We start from the raw sequence: 25,464 nt of genomic DNA on the forward strand, positions 1-25,464 counted from the left end.
AGTATTTCTGTTATTACACCTTATTCATCTTCATCGTCATCGTCGAAGCCAGCCAATAAATCATTAACTTTGACAATGCTTTCTGAAGCACGATTTTTATAATCTGCATCAGCGCCAGTTAGGCTCGCATTGATAAATTCAATCACCATTGGAAGATTCATTCCTGCATAAAGTTCGATGTCGCGACCTTCCATAATCAGACGGCTCACCACGTTACATGGTGTTCCACCAAGGAGGTCCGCAAAGACTAGGAAATCATCCAAACCTTCGACAGCAGCTTCAAATTTCGCAGTGAAATCTTCTGGTCCATCTTCTGGAAGAAGAGCTACTGCATGAATGTTGTCTTGTGGACCCATAATCATCTCTGTGCTACCTTTAAGTTCTTCACAGAAACGACCGTGACTCACTAAAATCAATGATTTAGTCATAAATTATGCGCCCATTCCAAGTACAAATTTACCGATGAATGAAAGTCCAACTGCAAGAGCAATGATGATACCGATTGCTTTAGTTGAGTTCATACCTTTCTTACCAAGCAACCAGAAGATAAAGGCTGTGAAGATTGCTGGAAGCAAGCGTGGGAAGATTGAGTTCAAGATATCTTGGAAGTCAATCATTTTCTCACCGATTGGCAATTTGTATGAAATTTCAAAGTTGATCATTGTTGCTACAAGAGCACCCATCATGAACACACCAAGTACAGATGCAGCTTCAATCAAAGCTGTCAAAGTGCTTTGCATGTTGTTGATAAGGTTAACCCCTTCTTTGTATGCAAATTCCAATTGTTTCCAACGGAAGATGTCATACGCTACTGCAACTGCGATCCAAAGGAAGATACCCCAAGGTTGACCAGCGATAGCCATTGTTGCAGCGATAGATCCCATGATAGCAGGTACAAGTGAACCAAAGATAGTATCTCCAAGAGGAGCGAATGGTCCCATCAAACCTGTCTTGATACCGTTAACCGCATCTTTTGAGTCAACGCCATCTTTTTCTTCCATGGCAAGGTCAAAACCAGCGATGATTGTGTGGAAGAATGGTGAAGTGTTGAAGAATTGAGTATGAACTTTCATCATTTCTTTCAACTCAGGAGTTCCATCTCCATACATTTTACGCAATTGTGGCAAGATCATGTAAAGGTAACCTGATGCTTGCATACGTTCGTAGTTCCATCCCAATTGGAAAGTGAACAAGCTACGTTTGTTAATTTGATTAAAATCTTCTTTTGTTAATTTGTAATTAGAATTCGTCATCTTCAATTTCCCCACTTTCTGATGGTGTAGAAGGTGCTGCTACAGCAACTTTTTGGCTGTTCTTGAAGTGAACAACTGCAAGGAAGATACCTACGATAGAGACACCGATCATAGACAAACCTTTGAAGTTGTTGGCAAAGCCAATTTTTTCAGCAACGTCAGCAGGAAGAGTGCCAATGAGACCAGCAACTGCTCCACCAAGACCTGTTACGTATGAGTAAAGTACAGTCAACATAGCTGTCAAACCGAATCCCATAGCAAGGTAGTGAAGGTTACGTTTAACTGGAAGGTAACGAAGCAAGATAGCGAATCCAAGACCTGGAAGCATACGACCTGCAAGAGTCAAACCGTCTGCAACCCATTGGAATTCTTTAACAAAGTTTACAACTGCTTGTACGAATTCTCCACCGAAAGCTAGGGCGAAGAATACTGGAAGGGCACGAGAAGCAGCCCATGGAAGCGCACCAAGAAGGTAGTTACGTTCGATTCCTTTGTAGTCAAAGCGTTCGATCGCAGCATCAATACGGTGTGCGAAGAATGTAGTAGTCATACGACCAAGTACGTCGAAGTAAGTTAAAAGTGCCGCTACTGGTACAGCGATTGTAGTAATCGCAAGGTCAGTTTCAATACCTTGTGAAACTGAGAAAGCAGTCGCAAGAACCGCACCAGAAGTTGCGTCGATACGAGAAGCACCACCGAAGGTACCTACCCCAAGGACAAACAACTGCAAGCTACCACCGATAAACAAACCAGTTGTCAAATCTCCCATGACTAAACCAGTAATGAAACCAGCGAATACAGGGGAACCTGCAGAAGAAACGATCGTCAACTCATCACAGATTTGATAAGCTGAGTACAAAGTGAGAAGTAAAATTTGCCACCATTGTATCATAACAATGACCTCCTAAAAATTTTTTCCTATTTTAATAAGCTCAAAAAGTCTGAAACTGGATCATTTGGAACCATTTGAGCAGTAAGTTTAACACCTTTTTCCGCCAATTTGTGGAAATCTTCCACGTCTTTATCTACAACGTTGATAGAACGTGTAATCGCACGTGTTTCTGGTGTTTGAGACATGTTGCCGACATTGACAGTTTCAAGTGGCACACCTGCTTCTACCAAACCGAGGAAACGGTCAGGCTTGCGTGCTACAATCAAAAGACGTTGGCTATCGTATTTACCAGCAAGGATATTGGCTGCAGCTTTTTCAACTGGCAAAATGCTAAGTTTTACACCTGGTGGTGTTGCAAGTTTCAATCCGCTCTTTTCAACATCGTTGTTAACAACTTCATTGTCAACGACCATGATACGTGAAACATTAAGTTTAGCAGACCAAAGGTTTGCTACTTGTCCGTGGATCAAACGTCCATCGATACGGCATCCTACAATTGTCATAAATTTTCCCCCTTTATATGTTTTAGTGTAGGTTTACGAGTTAAGTGTATGTGATCTTTATACTCCCCTTCAGTTTCAAAGATAATGATGCGGTTAGCACCTTCCTTGAGATAGCTGTGCGGAATATAAAGCGATAAGGTTGGACCAACATTCCAGAAACGTCCTAGATTACGGCCATTGACATAGGCAATCCCTTTACCAAACTCAGATAAGTCTAAGTAGGTATCCTTTGGCACCTCAACTTCAAAGTCATAGGCGTAAAAGGCAGGTTGCCCTTCTGTCCATCCTTTTGAGAAATCAATCTTTTCAGGATTATCTAGTGGAAGCGGATAGTGTTCCCAGTTCAGCATAAAGTGTAGGTCTTTGCAGACACCTGTACGAATCCCTTTTCGTTGTGTATCTGCTAGGAATTTATGCCCGTAATTGACACGCCCCATATTTTCAATAAGGATGTCAAATCTAGAGAGCGCTTTCTTTTTTCCTTGATAGAAGATATCTTCTCCAATTTCAGTCTGGTACTGAGTTGCGACCCATTTCCCATCTACAAATAGCTGAGCTCTATCGCGTCCATCAATGATACGGATGCGTTCTTCTTCTGCATCCCAACAAGCTTCTGTACGATAGAGTAGGTAGCCATAGCTTTGTCCCAACTCTTCCATTTTCTTAGGATAGAGACTTTTCGTTGGACTTGCTAGGCTATCCAAGGTCTCAAAGAGAGAAACTTTCTCAACCAGTGGAATGTTTTCAACTTCCATGCTCTCTTTGTAAAGCGGTTCTAATTGTGAATACTCAGGATAGTAAGTCGCCATCATTTCCTTAACTGCCATGTATTTAGCAGTTGGATTCCCAGCTTCATTAAGGAGAGCGTCATAATCATAAGATGTTACTTGTGGTAAATCGATGGTTCCTCGAGCTGAACAACCATTCATAAAACCAAAGTTGGTTCCACCGTGGAACATGTAAAGGTTGATAGAGCCTTGCTCTAGTACCTCATGTACGGCTTCTGCTAACTCCTCTGGCTCACGCGTGATGACTGGTTCTTTCCATCGGTTAAACCATCCATCCCAGAATTCCATACACATGAGTGGCCATTTCTTGTCATGCTCATCAAAGAACTCTTGCATTTGCGAGAAGTTAAAGTTAGCTTTTGAACCAAAGTTCCCTGTCACAAAGAGATCATCTTTAATCAAGGTACCAGCTTTCAGAGTTGCTCGCCATGGACCATCAGATGTAAAGAGCGGACAAGTCACTGAACGTTCTTCCATCAATCGGCGAATCTCACGCAAGTAGGTCTTGTCCTCACCGTATGAACCGTACTCATTTTCAACCTGCATCATGAGGATGTTACCACCATTGTCCAACAATCTTGAAACAAGACGCGGAAGTAAATGATCGTAGTAACGTCCTACCATTTCAACAAAGGCTGGATCAGAGGAGCGGATTCGCATGTCTTTAGTTAAAAGCCATGCTGGTAAACCACCAAATTCCCACTCTGCACAGATAAAGGGAGATGGTCGAACAATAGCATACAAGCCTAAGTCCTGAGCTGTCTGAAGAAATTTTTCAATATTAAGATTGCCTTCAAAATTGAAGTTTCCTTCAGTTGGCTCATGCAAATTCCAAGCGACGTAAGTTTCAACAGTGTTGAAGCCTAAAGCCTTGAGATTGTACAATGAATGATACCAGTCTTCTTCAGGAATTCTAAAATAATGAATGGCACCAGATAAAATTTTGAATGGTTTCCCATCTAGGTAAAAATCATCCTCAATTTTAAACCTTGTCATTTTACCACCCCATACTTTTTTCGTTTGCGCTTTCATTTGTTGTTATATTAAATGATAAACTAATGAATCCATCTTGTCAATAGATTTTTCGAAAATTATTTAAAATTTTTCTTTTTTTTACTGAATTGTTTTCTAAAATTCTTGTAAAAAATTTTTTTCTTAAATATTTTCGATCTAGATAGCATAAATGTATGAGTTTTTAACCGTAAATAATATGTAAGTCAATCGCTTAGAATATTATTTTATTTTTTTTACATTATTTACTATCATTTTCAAACTATTTATGGTAAAATCGAAGATGGAGAAGGAAAATATGAGGTGAAAATATGGCAATTCCAAAATATCAATATATCAAAGATGAATTGAAAAACAAAATCATTTCAGGTCAATTTGCAAGTGGCGACAAATTCTACACTGAAGCAGAATTGATTTCAATGTATGACGTAAGTTCAATCACTGTTGTTCGCGCCTTAAACGACCTTGCTAAAGACGGTTATATTGTCCGCCAACAAGGAAAAGGAACCTTTGTGGCTCGCGCTCGCAAGCACAAACTCGTAGAATTTTCTGATGTAGAAATTTTTGAAACCAAGGACGATAAAGTCACTGTTCTTTCTATTGAACGCGGTAACGATCTTAACTACTTAGAAAAATTGGGATTGCGTGGCGATCAATTTTATTACAAAATCGAACGTATCCGTGAATCTAACGGTGTTACTTATATCTACCACACATCTTATATCCCTGAACAATACATCAATGCAAACTATCCAAATCTTGAATACTATAGTTCTATCTATAATCGTTTCAAATTGGACTACCACATTCACATGAATGACGAGCATTTTGAAGAAATCAATGAAATTGTATTTCCAACTCCAGAACATGCTGCTTCTATCCTAGGAATCGACTCTCAGTTCCCAACTGTTCTCCAAACCAAGACAACTAAACTTGAGTCAACTGGCCAAGTATTGGAATACATTGAAACTTACAAACGTTCTGATTTCTATAAGATTAAATTTATCTCATGTGGTCGCGATCACTAAACATTAAAAAGTCTGAGACAATCGTTTCAGGCTTTTCTGTTTTTCATTATAGCACGCTAGCTTTTAGTAGGAAATATCAAATGACTTTAAACTATAATTTGGAGAAATTTTACTAAAAACAGAGTAAAAATTGAAAATTAGTTCAAATTAAATAACTTCTTATATTTTTTATAGGTATTTTATTAAAATACTTGACTTTACTAGTTTCAGATAATACAATGGAATCAGTTTGTGAAAACGCTACCAAAATAATAAATTAGGAGGTTATTTAATGAAACCAGAAAATAAACAGCGTTTCTCTATTCGTAAATACGCAATCGGAGCAGCTTCTGTCTTGATCGGCTTTGCCTTTCATGCGCAAGCTGTTGCCGCTGATGGAGTCGTACCTACTACAACAGAGAATCAACCTACTATCCAAGCCGCAGGAGAATCGTCTCCACAGGCCAGCGAAGAAAAACTTGAAACTAGTCCTACACCAGAAGCCGTAGCTCCTGCAGCTCAAGTGACACCTGTAACAAACACTGAAGCACCAAAAGTTGAAGCTACTCCTGCACCTATTGTAGAAAAAACTGTTACAACCGAAGAAACTCCAGCAAAACCAGAAGTAACTGAAGAAGCTAAGCAGCCAGAACCAGAAAAGGCAGAAAACAAAGAAGTTGCTAAAGTTGAAGCTCCTGTAGTCGCTACAGAGAAAGAAGCTCAAGTCAATGAAAAACTAGCTAAAAAGAAAATCGTTTCAATCGATGCAGGGCGTAAATACTTCTCTCCTGAACAACTGAAAGAAATCATCGACAAAGCCAAACACTATGGCTATACTGATCTTCATCTCCTAGTCGGAAATGACGGCTTGCGCTTTATGCTTGATGATATGTCTCTAACTGTAGGGGACAAGACTTATGCAAGCGATGATGTCAAACGTGCTGTTGAAAACGGAACAAATGCCTACTACAACGATCCAAACGGCAATCATCTAACTGAAAGCCAAATGACCGACTTGATTAACTATGCCAAGGATAAAGGTATTGGACTTATCCCATCTGTTAACAGTCCTGGTCACATGGATGCTATCCTCAATGCCATGAAAGAACTGGGTATTGAAAAGCCTAACTTTAACTATTTTGGTAAAGAATCAGCACGTACTGTCGACCTTGACAATGAAAAAGCAGTTGCCTTCACAAAAGCTTTGATTGATAAGTATGCAGGCTACTTTGCTGGTAAGTCTGAAATCTTCAACATCGGTTTGGATGAGTACGCTAACGATGCTACGGATGCTAAAGGATGGAGCGTTCTTCAAGCCTATAAATGGTATCCAGAAGATGGATTCCCAGACAAGGGCTATGACAAATTCATCGCCTATGCTAATGACCTAGCTCGTATCGTCAAATCTCACGGTCTAAAACCAATGGCCTTCAACGACGGTATCTACTATAATAGCGATACAAGTTTTGGTACCTTTGACAAGGACATCATCGTATCTATGTGGACTGGTGGCTGGGGCGGTTACGATGTCGCTTCTTCTAAACTACTAGCTGAAAAAGGACACGAAATCCTCAATACTAACGATGCTTGGTACTACGTTCTCGGCCGTAATGCCGACGGACAAGGTTGGTACAACCTTGATCAAGGATTGAACGGTATTAAGAGCACACCGATTACTTCTGTACCAAAAACAGAAGGAGCTGATGTTCCTATTATCGGTGGTATGGTAGCGGCTTGGGCTGATACTCCATCTGCTCGCTACTCTCCGTCTCGTCTCTTCAAACTCATGCGTCAATTTGCAAACTCAAATGCTGAATACTTCGCTGCTGATTACGAGTCTGCTGAACAAGCTCTGAAAGAAGTTCCAACAGACCTTACTCGCTACACAGAAGAAAGTATTGCAGCCGTTAAAGAAGCTGAAAAAGCCATCCGTGCTCTCGATAGCAACCTCAGCCGTGCTCAACAAGATACTATTGATCAAGCGATCGCAAAACTCCAAGAAGCTGTTAGCAACTTGACCTTTACTCCAGAAGCTCAAAAAGAAGAAGACGCTAAACGCGAAGTTGAAAAACTAGCTAAGAACAAGGTTATCTCTATCGATGCTGGTCGTAAATACTTCACGCTAGACCAACTTAAACGTATCGTTGACAAGGCTAGTGAGCTCGGCTACTCTGACCTCCACTTGCTCCTTGGAAATGATGGACTTCGCTTCCTACTTGATGATATGAGTATCTCAGCAAACGGCAAGACTTATGCAAGCGACGATGTGAAAAAGGCCATCATAGAAGGAACAAAATCTTACTACGACGATCCTAATGGAACTACTTTGAACCAAGCTGAAATCACTGAGCTTATCCAGTATGCTAAGGACAAAGGACTTGGACTCATCCCAGCTATCAATAGCCCAGGTCACATGGATGCTATGCTTGTCGCTATGGAAAAATTAGGCATCGCAAACCCTCAAGCCAACTTTGACAAGGTTTCAAAAACAACTATGGACCTTGAAAACGAAGAAGCAATGAACTTTACAAAAGCCCTTATCGGTAAATACATGGACTTCTTTGCAGGCAAGACTAAGATCTTTAACTATGGTACAGATGAGTATGCTAATGACGCTACCAATGCTCAAGGTTGGTACTATCTCAAGTGGTATGGTCTCTACGGCAAATTTGCTGAATACGCTAATAGCCTAGCTGCCATGGCTAAAGAAAAAGGCTTGCAACCAATGGCCTTTAACGATGGCTTCTACTACGAAGACAAGGATGATGTTGAGTTTGATAAAGACGTTATCATCTCTTACTGGTCTAAAGGATGGTGGGGTTACAACCTTGCGTCTCCTCAATATCTAGCAAGCAAAGGTTATAAATTCCTTAACACAAATGGAGATTGGTACTACATTCTCGGTCAAAAACCAGAAGATGGCGGTGGCTTCCTTAAGAAAGCTATTGAAAATACTGAAAAAACTCCATTTAACCAACTAGCATCAACTAAATATCCTGAAGTTGACCTACCTACTGTTGGTAGTATGTTAGCTATCTGGGCAGATAGACCAAGCGCAGAATACAAGGAAGAAGAAATCTTTGAACTCATGACTGCCTTTGCAGATCACAACAAAGACTACTTCCGTGCTGACTACAAAGCACTACGCGAAGAACTTGCTCAAATCCCTGAAAACTTAGAAGGATACAGTACAGAAAGTCTCGACGCTCTCAAAGCTGCTAAAGACGCTCTTAACTACAACCTCAATCGTAACAAACAAGCTGAATTGGACACACTTGTAGCCAATCTCAAAGCTGCTAGACTTGGTCTCAAACCAGCTGCCACTCACTCAGGAAGCCTCGATGAGAGTGAAACTGCTGCTACAGTTGAAAATCGACCAGAGCTTCTAGTTAAGACCGAAGAAATTCCGTTTGAGATTGTTAAGAAAGAAAATCCTAACCTTCCAGCAGGACAAGAGAAAGTCATCACTGAAGGTGTCAAAGGTGAACGGACTATCTATCTTTCAGTTGTAACTGAAAATGGCAAGCAAACAGAAACAGTTCTTGAAAGACAAGTAACGAAAGAAGCTATCAATCAAGTTGTCGAAGTTGGAACATTAACAACACATGTAGGAGACGAAAAAGGTCAAGCTCCTGTTGTAAATAAACCTCGTGTAGTCATCGAAGATGAAGAAATTCCATTTACAACAATCACTCGCGAGACTCCTTCACTACCTAAGGGACAAACTCGTCTAGTAACTGCAGGTGTCAACGGTCGTCGTAGCCATTTCTACTCTGTGACTACTGCTGCTGATGGATCTGAAGTTAAAACATTGGTTACTAGTGTTGTCGCTCAAGAACCAGTCGCTCAAGTGATCGAAGTTGGCAACCCTGTCACTCACGTCGGCGATGAACATGGTCAAGCAGCTATCGCTGAAGAAAAACCAAAACTAGAAATTCCAAATGAACCAGCTCCAGCATCTGTTCCTGTTGAGGAAAACAAAGCTCTTCCTCAAGGCCCAGCTCCTGTAGCAAAAGAAAATAAACTTCCTGAAACAGGAAGCCAAGGTTCAGAATGGTTGATTGCTACAGGTCTCATGGCTGCTCTCACAGCATATGGACTTAGCAAGAAAAAAGATTAAGCACAAATAAAAAGCGAGATACACTCTCGCTTTTTTGTTTTATGATTAGTCACCCAAACCGATGCGTTCGAAGATGTCATCCACCCGTTTGGTGTAATATGTTGGATTGAAGATTTCATCGATTTCTTCTTGAGTGAGACGTGATGTTACTTCTGGATCGGCTTCCAAAAGTGGCTTGAAGTCTACTTGGTTGTCCCATGATTGAGCAGTCTTTGGTTGAACAAGGTCGTAAGCTTGCTCACGCGTCATGCCTTTTTCAATCAAAGTAAGCATCGCACGTTGGCTGAAGATCAAACCAAATGTAGAGTTCATATTGCGGATCATGTTTTCTGGGAAGACAGTCAAGTTCTTAACGATGTTTCCGAAACGGTTGAGCATGTAGTCAATCAAAATGGTTGTATCTGGTGCGATGATGCGCTCTGCTGATGAGTGAGAGATATCACGTTCGTGCCAGAGTGATACATTTTCATAAGCTGTTACCATGTGACCACGGATCACACGCGCAAGACCTGTCATGTTTTCAGAACCGATAGGGTTACGTTTGTGCGGCATTGCTGAAGACCCTTTTTGACCCTTTGCAAAGAACTCTTCTACTTCACGTTGTTCTGATTTTTGAAGACCACGAATTTCAGTTGCCATACGCTCGATAGAAGTTGCGATGCTAGCAAGAACTGCAAAATACTCAGCGTGAAGGTCACGAGGAAGGACCTGTGTAGAGATTTCTTGAGCACGGATACCCAATTTGTCGCAGACGTATTGCTCTACAAATGGTGGGATGTTGGCAAAATTACCAACCGCACCAGAAATCTTACCAGCTTCCACACCAGTAGCCGCATGCTCGAAACGCTCGATGTTGCGTTTCATTTCGCTATACCAAGTCGCTAATTTGAGACCAAAAGTTGTAGGCTCAGCATGCACACCATGGGTACGCCCCATCATGATAGTGAACTTGTGTTCTTTGGCTTTGTCAGCGATGATGTTAAGGAAGTTTTCAAGATCCTTGCGGATGATGTCGTTGGCTTGTTTGTAGAGGTAACCATAGGCAGTGTCCACCACGTCAGTAGAAGTCAAACCATAGTGAACCCACTTACGCTCTTCACCAAGAGTCTCAGAAACCGCACGCGTGAAAGCCACCACATCGTGACGAGTTTGCTGCTCGATTTCCAAAATACGGTCGATGTCAAAGTCCGCTTTTTCACGAATCAAAGCCACATCTTCCTTAGGGATTTCCCCCAACTCAGCCCATGCTTCGTCAGCCAAGATTTCCACCTCAAGCCAAGCACGGTATTTATTTTCTTCAGTCCAAATGTTCGCCATCTCAGGGCGAGAGTAACGTTCGATCATGTTGTTTCTCCTTTAATCTTCAATATTCATGTAATTTTTTATTTTATACTATGACGCTTCAAATTTAAAAACTAAGGTTCTTTAGGCTATGTTTTAATTTCTTCCAAAAGCCTTTGATTTCTTCATCTTCATCAATATAAAGACTACTTTTTAAAACAATAATTACAAATCTCCTATCATAGGTAAAAGCTTGAACAGTGAGGTAATATCCTAACAAAACAAAAATAATAACTAATAGCATCTGACCGATAAAGCTATTTTCTATCCCATTTTCATTACCCGACCAGAAAAATTTTAAAAGTTCTTCTTTAGTGATAATGTCTTTAAGAAAAGTAATATATGTCGTGCTAACAAAAATCGAAATAGTGGCCAAAATACCACAACTCCAATTTGCAAAACTGGCTATCTTTTTTAATGAAGACTCTATGTCATTAATTAACATTATTGTAGAATTTTCATCTAACACGTTTTCATTTTTAATGTATATTGCTAAATTTTTTATATTAATTCTCTCAAAAAGAATTATCAATCGGTAAAACACTCCCAAAAGTACCAAAAAAAGAAGTACTACTATATTATTTTCATTCAGTTCACCGTTTAGAATTAAAAAAAGTAAAGCCAAAATTCCATACAACAATATATACTTGAAGAATTTATTTGTAATAGAATCAATTAAGCTTATCTTATCTCTCAAAAATTTTTTTACTTCAAAATATTTTACCGGCATTTTATTCCTTTCTGGACTCTTACATATCATACGTGACTTCACTAAGCAAAGTCACGTGTTCCATATTGCGATTGTACTTCACTTCTAGTTTACCATATAAGTGTAGGTAAGTACTTGTTCTTTTTTTCTATTTTATAAAAAGACAAGTACCTTCATCCTGAACTCAGTTCCTAGGAAACTTTCTCTTTCATCAGATTTCTCTTTGACTTTCTTACATTTACTCCTACTAATCTTAAATTTTGTGTTTCAAAACGATAGATTTATTCATCATCTTCTTCACTATTTGGGTCATTGAGAGGGGTTGGTAAATCTAAATGCCCAATAGTATCAGATATAGCTTGAATAGACTTCAATATCCCAGTATCTATTTTAGGTACTTGAATATTATGGAACACTTCCATCATAGATTTGATCGCATTATTAAAATCAAGATTGTTAGCATAAAACCTATCCATTGCTGGTCTTATCGCTTCTGATACTGTTTTTGATAAAGATGATAAGCTAGCCAGAAACTCCTGATCAAAAATATCATTTGTAAGTTTTCTAGTTGCTTCAAAATCCCATCTCGCAAGCATGTTATATTGAACCTTTTTTAATTCTTCGATTACATCTGATAATAACGAATCTATTTTTTTATAACGTTTATAGGTTAGCATGTGAAAATGCATAACGTCATTTCTGTAGTCTTTAATACTATTGTAGCTGTTTTTGAGCACATCTGCTCTCTCATTATCGGTGAATGGTACAAAATGCTTTTCCCATATAGTGATTGGGAGGGCTTTTTTTATCATCTGTTTCAGATGATATTCGCTTTTGTCTTGAAAATTTTTAAAATGATTAGTTAGGTTGTTAACTGGATTTATATTTATTTCAAATATCAATGAATGGAGTTCAGCTATTTGCAGTCTTTCAATATGCTCTATTGTATGAATTTTTGATAAATCTAATTTATCATTAGTCTGTTTCTTAACAATCCTTACAATATTCTCGTCCTCTAGTGGAGACAAAGCTAATACAAAAATTTTTCGTAATAACGATTCATATGTTTGAAACTTAGGATAAAGCCTATTCGAAAAATACATAGACAAACTATTAGATAGAATTGAATATTTCAAATGATTTTTTCCTAAAAATTCTCTAAATTTTGAAAGAAACTCACCAAATTTTTCTGCCGACTTCAATTTATAATTACTATATTCATACCTAAGTGAAATTTCGACTATCCCACTTCTAAATTGTTGGGTATTTATTGTAAATTCATCATTTTCGTAAAAACACTTATAGTCAATCGAACACTCCGCTAAGTTCTTATCACCAACTGCACCTTGCTTACTAGAAGTAATACTAATTATCTCTGAACTAAGAAATAATTCATCAAGTTTGACAATGCTTATATTTTTAGTTAATAACTCCACCTCAAATTTCATATTTCTCCTAAAAATCAATCCCTTTCCCAAACTCCTCCACCTCATCCGGCACATCACTAAACAAAGTCACATGTCCCATCTTGCGATTGTGCTTCGCTTCTATTTTACCATATAAGTGGAGGTGGGCGCTTGGATTTTCTGTGACATATGTTTCAGCAGCCTCGACGTGTTGGCCGAGAACATTGAGCATAACAGCTGGCGCATGAAGGTTAATCGCTGGAAGTGGTGCTCCCAGAACACCCAGAATATGAGTGTCAAACTGAGAAAAGTCGCAGGCTTCAATCGAGTAGTGGCCTGAGTTGTGTGGGCGTGGTGCAATTTCATTGACAATGATGTCGTCAGCAGTCGCAAACATTTCCACACATAGCGTTCCAGAAAGGTTCAGTTGTTCAGCGATTCGTACTGCCATAGCTTTGGCTTTGTTTGCTAGACTTTCAGAAATGCGAGCAGGCACAATAGTTTTTGAAAGAATGTTGTTACGATGGATATTCTCCTGAATAGGGAAGACTGTCACATCCTTGCCATTTCCTGACACGATGACAGAAATCTCAAGGTCAAAGTTGACAAATTCTTCCAAGACACAGTCTGCTGAATCAGCTAGTGCATAGGCTTCTTCCAAGTCTGCTTCTGAACGAATAACCTTTTGTCCATGACCATCGTAACCACCAGTCGCCGTCTTGAGAACATAGTTTTTCGACAAGTCGATATCTTCCAAGTCTTGGCTATATTTCACAACCTTGTAAGGAGCCACAGTGACTTGAGCCTTGTTAGAAAGAAAGTCCTTCTCAAAGATTCGATTTTGAGAAATGCGGAGCAAGTCCGTTCCTTGAGGAAGCTGACCATCCTTGATGACAGCGTCCAAACCATCGGCGTCGACATTTTCAAATTCATAGGTAAGAACATCACAGCGCTCCGCCAATTGACGGAGGGCATCCACATTATTATAAGGAGCCACGATAATCTCCGCCACGCGAGAGGCCGGACAATCCGCCGCAGGATCCAGCGCGATAACCTTATGCCCCATATAGATAGCAGAAATGGCCATCATCTGACCAAGCTGACCACCACCGATGATTCCGATTGTTTTAGATGAGCTCATTTGTAGACTCCTCTGCGATTTTTCCTTGTTCTTCAGCAAAATTAGCAAGTGCTGTCGCAATAGCCTGGTCCTCTACTGAGAGGAGACGGAGGGCAAAGAGAGCAGCGTTGGTCGCACCTGCTTCACCTATAGCCATAGTTGCGACTGGTACGCCTCCCGGCATCTGAACGATAGAGTAGAGAGAATCCACACCGCTAAGCGCACGTGATTTGACGGGCACACCAATGACTGGAAGGGTTGTTTTTGCAGCAACCATCCCTGGCAAGTGGGCAGCGCCACCCGCACCAGCGATGATGACTTTAATGCCACGACTACGTGCTTCTTCCGCATGTTTGAACATGAGGTCTGGTGTACGGTGTGCGGAAACAACTTTCTTTTCGTAGGCTACACCGAAGCGGTCTAGGACTTCTGCTGTTTTTTGCATGGTTGCCCAGTCGGATTTTGAGCCCATGATGATGGAAATTACTGGTTTCATAGTTAATAATATCCTTTTCTTTTTTGATAATGGTCTTAGGTGGTGGGGACGGAAGCAAACCTTCGGTTTCATTCCTAAACTTTGAGCCTAAGGTCTCAAAGTTTCCCCCGACCAGAACATTCACTGTTCTGTCCTTTCACCACGGCGACCATTATCCTATTCTAGCTCGCTTTCGCTCGCCAATGACAACTATAATATCTGTTAATCTTTGATTGCTTTACTACCAATGTCATTTCGGTAGAACAACCCTTCTGTGTTTTGTTTGTTAAGTTCGCTGTAGATGGTATTTTGGGCTTCTTTGACGGTATCTGCTGTGGTGACCAGCATGTAGACACGTCCGCCGTTTGAAAGAAGGTCTTGTCCATTTTCAGCAAATTTGGCACCGGCATAGTAAGTGATAACATTGCCCTCTGTCTTGGCTGGAAGCTTGACACCCTTCTCATAAGCGAGTGGGTATCCGTTTGAGGCTACAACCACGCCCAGTGTCACACCCTTGTCCGTCCAAGTGATCGCTGGCTCTTTGCCATCCAAAATGTCAGTGATGTTTTCTGCAAAGTCAGAAGTCAAACGAGGCAAGATAATTTGTGTTTCAGGATCGCCAAAACGAGAGTTGAACTCTATGACTTTAGAGCCATCAGCTGTCAAGATAAGCCCCGCGTAAAGGACACCAAGATACGGACGCCCTTCTTTGATCATGCCTTCAAGAACTGGATTGACAATAGTGTCAACCGCCGTGTCAACCACGCTCTGTGGCAAGTGAGGAACTGGCGCATAGGCACCCATCCCACCAGTGTTAGGACCTTTGTCGCCATCGTAGGCACGTTTGTGGTCCTGAGCAGTTGGCATAATGTAGAACTTGTCCCCATTGACAAAGGCAAAGAGAGAGAACTCTTCCCCATCAAGGAATTCTTCGATAACCACACGCGCACCTGAGTCACCGAATTTATTGTCCAAAAGCATCTCTTGAGTAGCTTCGACGGCTTGCTCAACCGTCTCCGCAACAACGACACCTTTCCCAAGGGCCAAACCGTCTGCCTTGACGACGATTGGAGCGCCTTTTTCTTCGATGTAAGCCTTAGCTTCCTCGAAATCTGAAAAGGTGCCATAGGTTGCTGTCGGAACGTCGTATTTGACCATGATTTCCTTAGCAAAATCCTTAGACCACTCCAGCTCAGCTGCAGCTTTAGTCGGACCAAAAGCTTTGAGACCAGCTGCATTGAAATCATCTACAATACCTGCCGCAAGGGCATCATCTGGACCGATAAAAGTCCAAGCAATGTCATTTGCTTTTGCGAAGTCAATCAGCTTAGAATGTTCGGAAATAGAGATATTTACCAAATCCAAACCATCTAAGGTCATCCCGTCATTTCCAGGTGCCACGAAAACTTTCTCAACGTCTTTAGACTCTAATAACTTCTTGGCAATCGCATGCTCACGACCACCTGAGCCAACAACCAACAGTTTCATCTCTCAACCTCTTTTGCGAATTATTTACTATCATTATACCACAAACGTTCGTTTTAATCTTGTTTCGTTTAGCTTTTTAATCAAAAAAAGGAAAGAAACTGTTTTCTTCCCTTTTATTTTCTTAATGTCTAAAATGTCTCACACCTGTGAAGATCATAGTCAAGCCATGTTTATCAGCCGCTTCGATTGACTCTTGGTCACGGACTGATCCACCCGGTTGGATGATAGCTTTAATACCTGCTTTGGCGATTTCTTCCACGTTATCTGCAAATGGGAAGAAAGCATCTGAAGCAAGAACAGCACCGTCAAGACGGTCTTTAGCTTGGTCAATAGCAATACGGACTGAAGCCACACGGTTGGTTTGACCTGGGCCAACACCAAGTGTCATGTGGTCATTAGTCACGATGATACCATTTGATTTGACGTACTTGATAGCTTTCCAAGCAAACTCAAGAGCTGTCGCTTCTGTCTCAGTTGGTTGACGTTTGGTCACCACTTGCCAGTCAGCTGGACTTTCTTTGACCACGTCTTGGTTTTGAACGAGGAGACCACCAACAACACCAGTGTATTCTGCTTCTGCTTCACTGGCATCTTGAGCATCGAATGGCAAAGCTAGGATGCGCAAGTTTTTCTTCTTAGTTGTCAAGATTTCAAGCGCTTCGTCAGAATAGCTTGGCGCAATGATGATTTCAAGGAAAACACCATGCATCTTCTTAGCTGTCGCAGCGTCAACTTCACGGTTAAGAACGACGATTCCACCGAAGATTGACACTGGGTCAGACTCATAAGCGTAATCCCAAGCTGTTTCGATATCATCAGCTTGACCAATCCCACATGGGTTCATGTGTTTGAGAGCCACAACTGTTGGACGGTCTTTGAAGTCACGGATGATACGGATAGCAGCATCAGCATCACGGATATTGTTGAATGACAATTCTTTGCCGTTAAGTTGTTTAGCTGAAGCAATTGAGTAAGCTGTTGGCAAACCTTTTTGATAGAAGTCTGCGTCTTGTTGAGGGTTCTCACCGTAACGCATTGGTTGCTTAAGGTCATAAGTCAAAGTAAGTTTTTCAGGTTTTGTTTCACCCACTTGAGCTGTGAAGTATTCTGCAATCAAGGCATCATAAGCCGCTGTGTGACGGAATACTTTAGCTGCCAAACGTTGGCGAGTTTCGTAAGAGGTTTCGCCGTTTGCTGCCAATTCGTCAAGCACAACAGCATAATCAGCTGGGTCTACCACAACTGTTACGCTAGCATGGTTTTTAGCTGCTGAACGAAGCATTGATGGCCCACCGATATCGATATTTTCAACCGCATCCGCGTAAGTTACGTCTGGTTTGAGGATTGTTTCCTTAAATGGGTAAAGATTTACTACAACAAGGTCAATCAATTCGATATTATTATCCTTAGCAGCCTCTAGGTGACTATCAAGGTCACGACGAGCGAGGAGGCCTCCGTGGATATTTGGGTGGAGAGTCTTCACACGACCGTCCATCATTTCTGGGAAACCAGTCACATCATCGATGGCAATGGTATCTACCCCAGCATTGTCAAGGGCAACCTTGGTCCCACCTGTCGAGATGATATCCCAACCGAGTTTTTTGAGTTCTTGGGCAAATTCAACGATGCCCGCTTTGTCTGAAACACTAATTAGTGCACGTTTAGTCATTTGTTCTCCTTTTCCAAAACCATATATTTAACTTCATATAAAATATCTATTAGATACACTTCTTTTGAAGCTTTACCCCATATGGGGTATTTTATAATATTTTTTATTCCACTATCTATGAAATTAATCAACCATACTATTATAGCTACGATTAAAATTAAACCCAAAAATGTTTCAACAGGAATAGCTGTCTCATCTGCAACAAATAATTTATTTAAAGCCAAAGTGATAAAAGCCGTTACCAAAATTATACCAACTATGCCTACTGACTTTACTAAACTTTCATACTTCTTAATTTTATTATCCTGTTTATCTGTCAAATCAGCTATTAACAACTTCACAGCATAACTAGCTTTTTCCCCATACACAAGAATCAATTCATACTTTATTTCTCTACATAGCTCTTCAAATTTATTAGGTTTTCCATCTGAAATTTTATCAAATTTTCGACTGAGATAAATAAAGCCCCCAAAAGAAAGTACAGTAAAAATAAGAGAAACTATTTTAACACACAAATCACCAAAATTCCAGAACCAAAGTACACAACTTGTCAACATTAAAATAATAAATACAATTAAGCTAATTAGAAATAAATTTCTAATTTTTATTACTTTAGGGTAAAATTGTTTTTCATACTCATTAAAAAAATCTTCAAATTCTTTAACTTTATCTAGTAAAGTCTTAATAGCTTTATTATTCAAAATTTACTTTCTCCTTAATTTCAAACTATCCAAGACTTCTGGATAAAGTTTGTACTCTGTTTCGTGGATGCGAGTTTCGAAAGTATCAAGGGTATCCCCTTCAAGGCGTGGCACACGGACCTGTTTGATGACCTTACCGGTATCAACACCAGAGTCCACCCAATGAATAGTCACGCCAGACTGGTCCACACCCGCATTCCAAGCATCCTCAATACCATGAGCTCCTGGGAATTCAGGGAGATAAGCCGGATGAATATTGATGATACGGCCTTCATAAGCTGCTAGCAAGGTGGGGCCGACGATTTTCATATAGCCTGCGAGACAAACCAAGTCAATCTGGTGTTCATCCAAGAGCTCAACAATGGCTCCTTCGTAGTCCGCCTTGTTCTCAAACTCTTTGAGTTCGAAGGCATAAGATAAAACCCCTAGCTTTTCGGCACGTTCTAAGACATAGGCATCCCGGTGATCTGAAAAGACAAATTCTACTGGAAATTGTTCCGCAATCACCTGAAAGTTTGAGCCGTTACCAGAGGCAAAAACAGCAATCCTTTTAGTCATTATTTAATCACCACACTTGCATCTGTCTTCTTCACAATACGACCGATTTCATAAACTGGTTCGTCAAGAAGTTCTTTGACACGTTCAACATTTTCTGGTTTTACCGCAAGCATGAGACCAATACCCATGTTGAAGATTTCAAACATTTCTTCATGTTTGATTTGGCCATATTTTTCAAGAGCTTTGAAAATTGGAAGAACTGGGACTTTGCTTTCGTCAATTTCAGCAGCCAAGTCATCTGCGAACATACGTGGCACATTTTCGATGAAACCACCACCTGTGATGTGAGCGATTCCGTTGACCAATTCTTCTTTGATGAGTGGCAAAGCTGCTTTGACATAGATACGAGTTGGCTCCAAAAGAACGTCTTTAAGTTTCTTCCCTTCCAATTCTGGGAGGACTTCTTCACCTGTGTAATCAGCAAAGACACGACGAACAAGTGAGTAACCATTTGAGTGGATACCGCTTGAAGCAAGCCCAAGAATCACATCCCCTTCAGCTACTTTTGAACCGTCGATGATTTGAGATTTTTCTGCAACACCGACTGCAAAACCAGCCAAGTCATAGTCGTCTTCACCATACATACCAGGCATTTCAGCTGTTTCCCCACCGATGAGGGCTGCACCAGCTTGCACACAACCTTCAGCCACACCAGCAACGACTTGTTCTAGTTTAGCTGGTTCATTTTTCCCAGTTGCGATGTAGTCCAAGAAGTAGAGAGGCTCTGCACCTGCAGCGATGATATCATTGACACACATAGCTACACAGTCTTGTCCGATGGTATCGTGTTTGTCATACTTGATAGCCAGCATTAACTTAGTACCAACACCATCTGTACCTGAGATCAAAACTGGCTCTTTGACACCTGTTTTTGAAAGGTCAAACATCCCACCGAAACCACCAAGAGCTCCCATGACACCCGCACGCTCTGTACGTGCCACGTGTTTTTTGATGCGTTCAACAACTTCATAACCCGCTTCAACATCTACACCCGATTGGGCATAAGCATTTTTATTTGTCATTTGTTTTTTCCTTTTCCTTTCCTTCAATGGGATTTTTTATTCGTAAAAACTTGTTTTTTCTCCTAAACTTCTACGATATTCTTCTTCATAATCATAGAGAGGAGTTGGATAGTTCCCATCAAAGTAAGCCACACAGAGACCGCCATTTGGTGCATCTGTTTCAATCCCAATAGAGTCAATCAAGCCATCAATAGAAAGATAAGTCAGACTATCCGCACCAATGATTTGGCAAGTTTCCTCGACGGTATGATTAGCCGCAATCAACTCCTGACGTGTCTGGATATCAATCCCGTAGAAACACGGATAGGCAAGAGCAGGACTACCAATGGCAACGTGCACTTCTGATGCCCCCGCTTCTTTCAAGAGTTGGACAATACGACGAGATGTTGTTCCACGTACAATCGAGTCATCAATCATGACCACACGTTTGCCTTTCACGACACCAGAAACGGCAGACAGCTTCATTCGAACTCCTTGCTCGCGCAATTCTTGAGTCGGCTGGATAAAGGTCCGTTGTGTATATTGGTTCTTGATAAGACCCATTTCATTTGGTAGCCCAGACTCTTCCGCAAAGCCCATAGCTGCACTGAGTGAGGAGTTTGGCACACCGACCACAATGTCAGCTTCATGCTTGAACTCACGTGCTAATTGAGCTCCCATTCGCTTACGAGCCGTATGGACATTGACACCATGGATATTGGAGTCAGGACGGGCAAAGTAGATATACTCCATGGAACAGATCGCCAACTGAGTATCGTTTGTATAGCTGTCATACTGGATGCCATTATCATCAATGATGACAATCTCGCCTGGTTTCACATCGCGAATCCACTCAGCACCGATTACTTCAAAGGCACAGGTCTCAGATGAAACCACTACTGCTCCATTGGCCATTTTCCCGATTGACAGAGGACGGAAGCCGTTTGGATCAAGGGCTGCTATTAACTTATCTTCAAACATCAAGAGATAAGCGAAACCACCTTTAACCAGACTGAGCGCTTCCTTGATTTTACCCATCAGATTTGGATTGTGGCTACGGCGAATCAAGTGAGCCAAGATTTCTGAATCAGAGGTTGAACTGAAGATTGCCCCTCTTTGTTCTAATTCTTGCTTGAGCGATTCTGCATTGGTCAAATTCCCGTTATGAGCCAAACCAAACTGCATATCGTGAAAGCGGAAGAGGAAAGGTTGGATATTATCTACAGAAGCTTCTCCCGCAGTCGCATAACGCACATGTCCAATCGCTCCGGTTCCTGTCAATTTATCTAAATTAGCAGGATTTTTGAAGACTTCTGATAAAAGTCCCATATCACGATGACGCTTCAATTTCCCTTGGTCATTGGAGAGGATTCCTGCCCCCTCCTGACCACGGTGCTGAAGACTATGAAGTCCAAAATAGGTCATTTTGGCAGCATCTGGGTGGCCCCAGATACCAAAAACACCACATTCTTCATTAAGAGATTTTACTTCGTATGTCATTTTATATACCTAATTTTTATTTCTGTATCATTCCTTAGCGATACTACAGCGGAATGATACGGTAGAAGCTCGTTTCACTCGCAACAACAAATCATTTGCAATTATCGCAAGTTACATCTACTTGATTTTACATTCACTGATGGTTATCTATTAAAAAAACTGCAAAGCTTATTTCCCAGTAAAGTATTTAACCGCTGATGCAAAGAGATGTTGATCTTTATTTCCTGGAATATTTTGGAAGAGACCGTCTTCGAAACGTTCTGAATGCCCCATCTTACCAATAATTTGACCGTTCTTGCTTGTGATACCTTCGATCGCATTGACAGAACCATTTGGATTGTATTTTGAATCCATGCTTGGTTTACCTTCGAAGTCAACATATTGGGTAAAGATTTGACCATTGTCACGAAGCTCTGCAAATTCTTCAGCTGTCACGACAAATTTACCTTCACCATGTGATACTGGGATGGCATGGATATCACCAACCTCAACTCCGGCAAGCCATGGTGAGTTGGTATTGGCAATACGTGTTTCAACCATCTTCGCCACGTGCTGGTTGGCATCATTGTAGAAGAGGGTTGGACTCGTACTGCTTGCATCTTCAAAGTTACCATATGGAAGAAGACCTGATTTAACAAGGGCTTGGAATCCGTTACAGATACCAATGATTAAACCACCACGTTCGATGAAACTATCAATGGCTACACGTACTTTTTCATTGAGCAAGATGTTAACGATAAATTTAGCAGATCCGTCTGGTTCATCGGCTGCTGAGAAGCCACCTGCAAAGAAGATAATGTTAGCTTTTTCGATATTGTCAACCATAGTGTCAACAGACTTGACAATCGCTTCTTCATTCAGTGTTACAAATGGTACCAAATTGACTTTTGCACCTTCTTTTTCAAAGGCCTTAGCTGAATCGTACTCAGAGTTCGTACCTGGGAATACTGGTATGTAAACCACTGGAGTCTCAACTGTTTCTTTAGCTTTGATCACAGCATCAGATGCCACAGCAGGTACTTCTTCCAACTCAGTTGCTTGTGCAAATTCCGTTGGGTAAACCTCTTCCAATTTACCTTGGAAGGCACTGTCAAGCTTGTGTCCATCAAGCGTTACATCATTGACAGAAAGTGTAAAGTCAGCTACTGTTCGTCCAATCTTGGCAACACCTGCAATGTCTTCAGGCGATGTGAAGACGAATCCACCCAATTGAGCTGTCAAGCTAGTGTCAAGGTCTGCTAATTCGACGTTTGCACCAATATGGTTACCAAATGTTGCAAGGGCAAGAGCTTCAACCACACCACCATATTTGACAGCTGATGCAGATGTGACTTTATGGTCAGCTTGAATTGCTTCAAATTGAGCAAAGTTAGACTTGATAAGATCAAAATCAATTTCTTGTGCCAAAGATTGACCTGGAATATAGTAAATATTTTCACCAACAGCCTTAAATTCTGGAGATAGGACCTTACGGCTATCTGCTGTTGTCACACCAAAAGCAACCAAGGTTGGTGGTACTGTCAATTCTTCAAAGGTACCAGACATAGAGTCTTTACCACCGATAGATGGCAAACCAAGTTGAATCTGAGCTTCAATGGATCCAAGGAGAGCAGCCACTGGTTGACCAAAACGCTCTGCTTGTTTATCCATTCGCTCGAAGTATTCTTGATAAGAGAAACGAGCCTTAGACCATTTTGCACCAGCAGCAACCAAACGAGCAGTTGCTTCGATGACCGCATAAGCCGCACCATGGTATGGAGACCATTCTGCTACATAAGGGTTGAATCCTTGCGCCATGACAGAAGCAGTTGTTGTCACACCATGTTGAACTGGCAATTTCTGTACAGAAGCTTCCGTTGGTGTGATTTGGTAGCGACCACCGAGTGGATGATTAACTGTTGAACGACCAACTGAGCTATCAAAGATGGTTTGTAAACCTTTTTGACTGGCATGGTTAAGGTCAGCCAAGACTTCAAAAGTATCAGCTTCAAGGGTTTCAGCAGATGTTTGACGTTCTTCTGGAAGCTTGACATCCTTGTCAACCACCTTAGCATCTACAACCACACGTACACCGTTTGTATCAAGGAAACGACGTTCCAAATCAACAATGGTTTCACCATTCCAGTGCATGACAAGGTTTGGTTTCTCAGTCACCGTCGCAACGACAACAGCAACAATATTTTCTTTGTTACATGCAGCAATGAAGGCATTTACATCTTCTGGACGAACCACTACAGCCATCCGTTCTTGAGATTCAGAGATGGCAATTTCTGTGCCGTTCAAACCTTGGTATTTCAATGGCACTTTGTCTAGATCAATTTCAAGACCATCTGCCAATTCACCGATAGCCACACAGACACCACCAGCACCAAAGTCATTTGATTTCTTGATTAGACGTGTCACTTCTCCATTACGGAAAAGACGTTGAATCTTACGTTCTTCGATGGCATTCCCTTTTTGAACTTCAGCACCAGCTGTTTCAACAGATTCAACCGTTTGAACTTTAGAAGAACCTGTCGCACCACCGACACCGTCACGTCCAGTCTTACCACCAAGCAAGATAATCACATCACCTGCTTCAGGTTTTTCACGGACAACATTTTCCTTAGGAGCCGCACCGACAACTGCACCTAGCTCCATACGCTTAGCGACGAAACCTGGGTGGAAGTATTCACGAACATAAGTTGTTGCAAGACCAATTTGGTTACCGTATGAAGAATAACCGTGAGCCGCTGTTTTAGAAATCACCTGTTGTGGCAATTTACCAGCGCGAGTTTCTGAAATTGGAGCTGTGATATCACCAGCACCTGAGATACGCATGGCTTGATAAACGTATGAACGTCCTGACAATGGGTCACGAATGGCACCACCGATACAAGTAGCTGCCCCACCAAATGGTTCAATTTCAGTTGGGTGGTTATGAGTTTCGTTTTTGAACATGAGGAGCCATGGTTCTTTGACACCATTAACATCCACTTCAATTTCAACAGAGCAGGCATTGATTTCATCAGACACTTCCATGTCGTCCAAACGACCATTGGCACGCTCATAGCGACCAAAAATAGTCGCCATATCCATCAAGGTTTGAGGTTTTTCTGTGCGTCCCAACTCATCACGCATGGCAATATACTTGTCATAAGTCGCTTGCAATTGTTTTTCAAATTTAGAAGCTGAGAAGTCGATGTTTTTCAACTCAGTCTCGAAAGTGGTGTGACGGCAGTGGTCAGACCAGTAAGTATCCAAAACCTTAAGCTCAGTCTCAGTTGGTACACGTCCAATAGACTTGAAGTAATCTTGGATGAAGAGAAGGTCATCCACTTCCATTGCCAAGCCTTGCTCAGCCTTATACTTAGCAAAATCTTCTGCCGTATAAGTTTCAAAGAAATCCAAGCTTGGAATGGTCTTGTCAGACTCAGAGAAATCCTGTTTCGCAATGCCAACAGTAATATCTTTGAAACGAGAATCCACTGGGTTCAAGAGGTAGTTTTTGACAGCTTCCAACTCATTCGCATCAATATCCTTGTTAACCAAGTAAAGTTGCGCTGTGTTCACTGTTACATCATTTGAACTACCAAGCAACAGCAAAGCTTCTTGTGAGGATGCTGCACGTTGGTCAAATTGACCTGGCAAACTTTCGATAGCAAAGAAAGCATACTTCTCAAGATCAGCCTTAACCGCAGCCTCATCCAAAACAGTATCGGTCACTTGCTCAGAGAAGATGTGTTTTTCTGCACGCGCAAACAAATCCTCTGCTAAATTAAAGACATCGTAAACCTGAACGATTCGAAGATCATTCAACGTTTTCAACTGAAGATTATGCTGCAATTCTTTTACTAAAGAGTCCGATTTCACACGAAAATCAGCTTTTTTCTCAACGAAAATACGTTTATCCATTTTATTTCCTTTATTTCTATTCAAATAG

At 41.2% G+C, this 25,464-nt stretch carries 19 protein-coding genes and 1 pseudogene; 2 read left to right on the plus strand and 18 right to left on the minus strand.

Features of this window, described 5'->3' with window-relative positions; translation table 11 throughout:
• Window positions 1-20 precede the first annotated feature (20 nt).
• Genes PCY08_RS01850 through PCY08_RS01870 form a run of 5 tightly spaced genes read right to left on the minus strand, consistent with a single transcriptional unit; the run spans window position 21 to window position 4,432 of the window.
• Complete coding sequence (locus PCY08_RS01850; protein ID WP_301559245.1) at window positions 21-428, minus strand: PTS sugar transporter subunit IIA; 408 nt, start codon at window positions 426-428, stop codon at window positions 21-23.
• Between the two features lie 3 nt (window positions 429-431).
• Window positions 432-1,253: a PTS system mannose/fructose/sorbose family transporter subunit IID gene (locus PCY08_RS01855; RefSeq protein WP_045762521.1), complete on the minus strand. Its 822-nt coding sequence runs from the start codon at window positions 1,251-1,253 to the stop codon at window positions 432-434.
• A complete protein-coding gene (locus PCY08_RS01860; RefSeq protein WP_045762520.1) occupies window positions 1,240-2,145 on the minus strand; it encodes a PTS mannose/fructose/sorbose/N-acetylgalactosamine transporter subunit IIC in 906 nt (301 codons plus the stop codon). The genes PCY08_RS01855 and PCY08_RS01860 overlap by 14 nt, the downstream gene beginning before the upstream one ends.
• A 26-nt stretch (window positions 2,146-2,171) precedes the next feature.
• Window positions 2,172-2,648, minus strand: coding sequence for a PTS system mannose/fructose/N-acetylgalactosamine-transporter subunit IIB (locus tag PCY08_RS01865; protein WP_070458000.1), 477 nt, complete (start codon window positions 2,646-2,648; stop codon window positions 2,172-2,174).
• Window positions 2,645-4,432: a beta-galactosidase family protein gene (locus PCY08_RS01870; protein WP_301559246.1), complete on the minus strand. Its 1,788-nt coding sequence runs from the start codon at window positions 4,430-4,432 to the stop codon at window positions 2,645-2,647. The genes PCY08_RS01865 and PCY08_RS01870 overlap by 4 nt, the downstream gene beginning before the upstream one ends.
• Window positions 4,433-4,758: 326 nt before the next feature.
• Here PCY08_RS01870 and PCY08_RS01875 point away from each other — a divergent pair, with 326 nt between their 5' ends.
• Both PCY08_RS01875 and strH read left to right on the plus strand, forming a co-directional pair.
• Window positions 4,759-5,475, plus strand: a complete 717-nt coding sequence (locus tag PCY08_RS01875; RefSeq protein WP_301559247.1) for a GntR family transcriptional regulator — start codon at window positions 4,759-4,761, stop codon at window positions 5,473-5,475.
• Between the two features lie 271 nt (window positions 5,476-5,746).
• The gene (gene strH, locus PCY08_RS01880) at window positions 5,747-9,574 is read left to right on the plus strand and encodes an LPXTG-anchored beta-N-acetylhexosaminidase StrH (protein WP_301559248.1); all 3,828 of its coding nucleotides are present in this window, start codon (window positions 5,747-5,749) and stop codon (window positions 9,572-9,574) included.
• 45 nt (window positions 9,575-9,619) lie between these two features.
• Here strH and purB read toward each other — a convergent pair whose 3' ends face one another.
• The 13 genes and pseudogenes from purB to PCY08_RS01940 form a co-directional block, all read right to left on the minus strand.
• Window positions 9,620-10,918: an adenylosuccinate lyase gene (gene purB / locus PCY08_RS01885; protein ID WP_301559249.1), complete on the minus strand. Its 1,299-nt coding sequence runs from the start codon at window positions 10,916-10,918 to the stop codon at window positions 9,620-9,622.
• Between the two features lie 64 nt (window positions 10,919-10,982).
• Window positions 10,983-11,645 (minus strand): hypothetical protein, encoded by a 663-nt coding sequence (locus PCY08_RS01890; protein WP_045762514.1) that lies wholly within the window; start codon window positions 11,643-11,645, stop codon window positions 10,983-10,985.
• Window positions 11,646-11,664: 19 nt separating this feature from the next.
• Window positions 11,665-11,751, minus strand: a pseudogene (locus PCY08_RS09960) (hypothetical protein); the annotation flags it as partial.
• Window positions 11,752-11,905: 154 nt separating this feature from the next.
• Window positions 11,906-13,072 (minus strand): hypothetical protein, encoded by a 1,167-nt coding sequence (locus PCY08_RS01895; RefSeq protein ID WP_045762513.1) that lies wholly within the window; start codon window positions 13,070-13,072, stop codon window positions 11,906-11,908.
• Window positions 13,073-13,079: 7 nt separating this feature from the next.
• Window positions 13,080-14,171, minus strand: a complete 1,092-nt coding sequence (purK, locus tag PCY08_RS01900) for a 5-(carboxyamino)imidazole ribonucleotide synthase (RefSeq protein ID WP_301559250.1) — start codon at window positions 14,169-14,171, stop codon at window positions 13,080-13,082.
• Window positions 14,158-14,646 (minus strand): 5-(carboxyamino)imidazole ribonucleotide mutase, encoded by a 489-nt coding sequence (gene purE, locus PCY08_RS01905; protein ID WP_045762511.1) that lies wholly within the window; start codon window positions 14,644-14,646, stop codon window positions 14,158-14,160. The genes purK and purE overlap by 14 nt, the downstream gene beginning before the upstream one ends.
• 201 nt (window positions 14,647-14,847) lie before the next feature.
• Window positions 14,848-16,113, minus strand: a complete 1,266-nt coding sequence (gene purD, locus PCY08_RS01910) for a phosphoribosylamine--glycine ligase (protein ID WP_301559251.1) — start codon at window positions 16,111-16,113, stop codon at window positions 14,848-14,850.
• 121 nt (window positions 16,114-16,234) lie between these two features.
• Window positions 16,235-17,782: a bifunctional phosphoribosylaminoimidazolecarboxamide formyltransferase/IMP cyclohydrolase gene (purH, locus tag PCY08_RS01915; protein ID WP_045762509.1), complete on the minus strand. Its 1,548-nt coding sequence runs from the start codon at window positions 17,780-17,782 to the stop codon at window positions 16,235-16,237.
• Entirely contained in the window at window positions 17,779-18,483 is a 705-nt protein-coding gene (locus PCY08_RS01920; protein WP_045762508.1) for a hypothetical protein, read from the minus strand. The genes purH and PCY08_RS01920 overlap by 4 nt, the downstream gene beginning before the upstream one ends.
• A gap of 3 nt (window positions 18,484-18,486) precedes the next feature.
• Entirely contained in the window at window positions 18,487-19,041 is a 555-nt protein-coding gene (purN, locus tag PCY08_RS01925; protein WP_045762507.1) for a phosphoribosylglycinamide formyltransferase, read from the minus strand.
• Window positions 19,041-20,063, minus strand: coding sequence for a phosphoribosylformylglycinamidine cyclo-ligase (gene purM / locus PCY08_RS01930; RefSeq protein WP_045762506.1), 1,023 nt, complete (start codon window positions 20,061-20,063; stop codon window positions 19,041-19,043). Before purM ends, purN begins: the two co-directional genes overlap by 1 nt.
• A 36-nt stretch (window positions 20,064-20,099) precedes the next feature.
• Window positions 20,100-21,542, minus strand: a complete 1,443-nt coding sequence (gene purF, locus PCY08_RS01935) for an amidophosphoribosyltransferase (protein ID WP_045762505.1) — start codon at window positions 21,540-21,542, stop codon at window positions 20,100-20,102.
• Between the two features lie 168 nt (window positions 21,543-21,710).
• Complete coding sequence (locus tag PCY08_RS01940) at window positions 21,711-25,436, minus strand: phosphoribosylformylglycinamidine synthase (protein WP_301559252.1); 3,726 nt, start codon at window positions 25,434-25,436, stop codon at window positions 21,711-21,713.
• Window positions 25,437-25,464 lie beyond the last annotated feature (28 nt).

The organism is Streptococcus sp. SO4 (assembly GCF_030440055.1).
In the GTDB taxonomy this organism is placed as follows: domain Bacteria; phylum Bacillota; class Bacilli; order Lactobacillales; family Streptococcaceae; genus Streptococcus; species Streptococcus nidrosiense.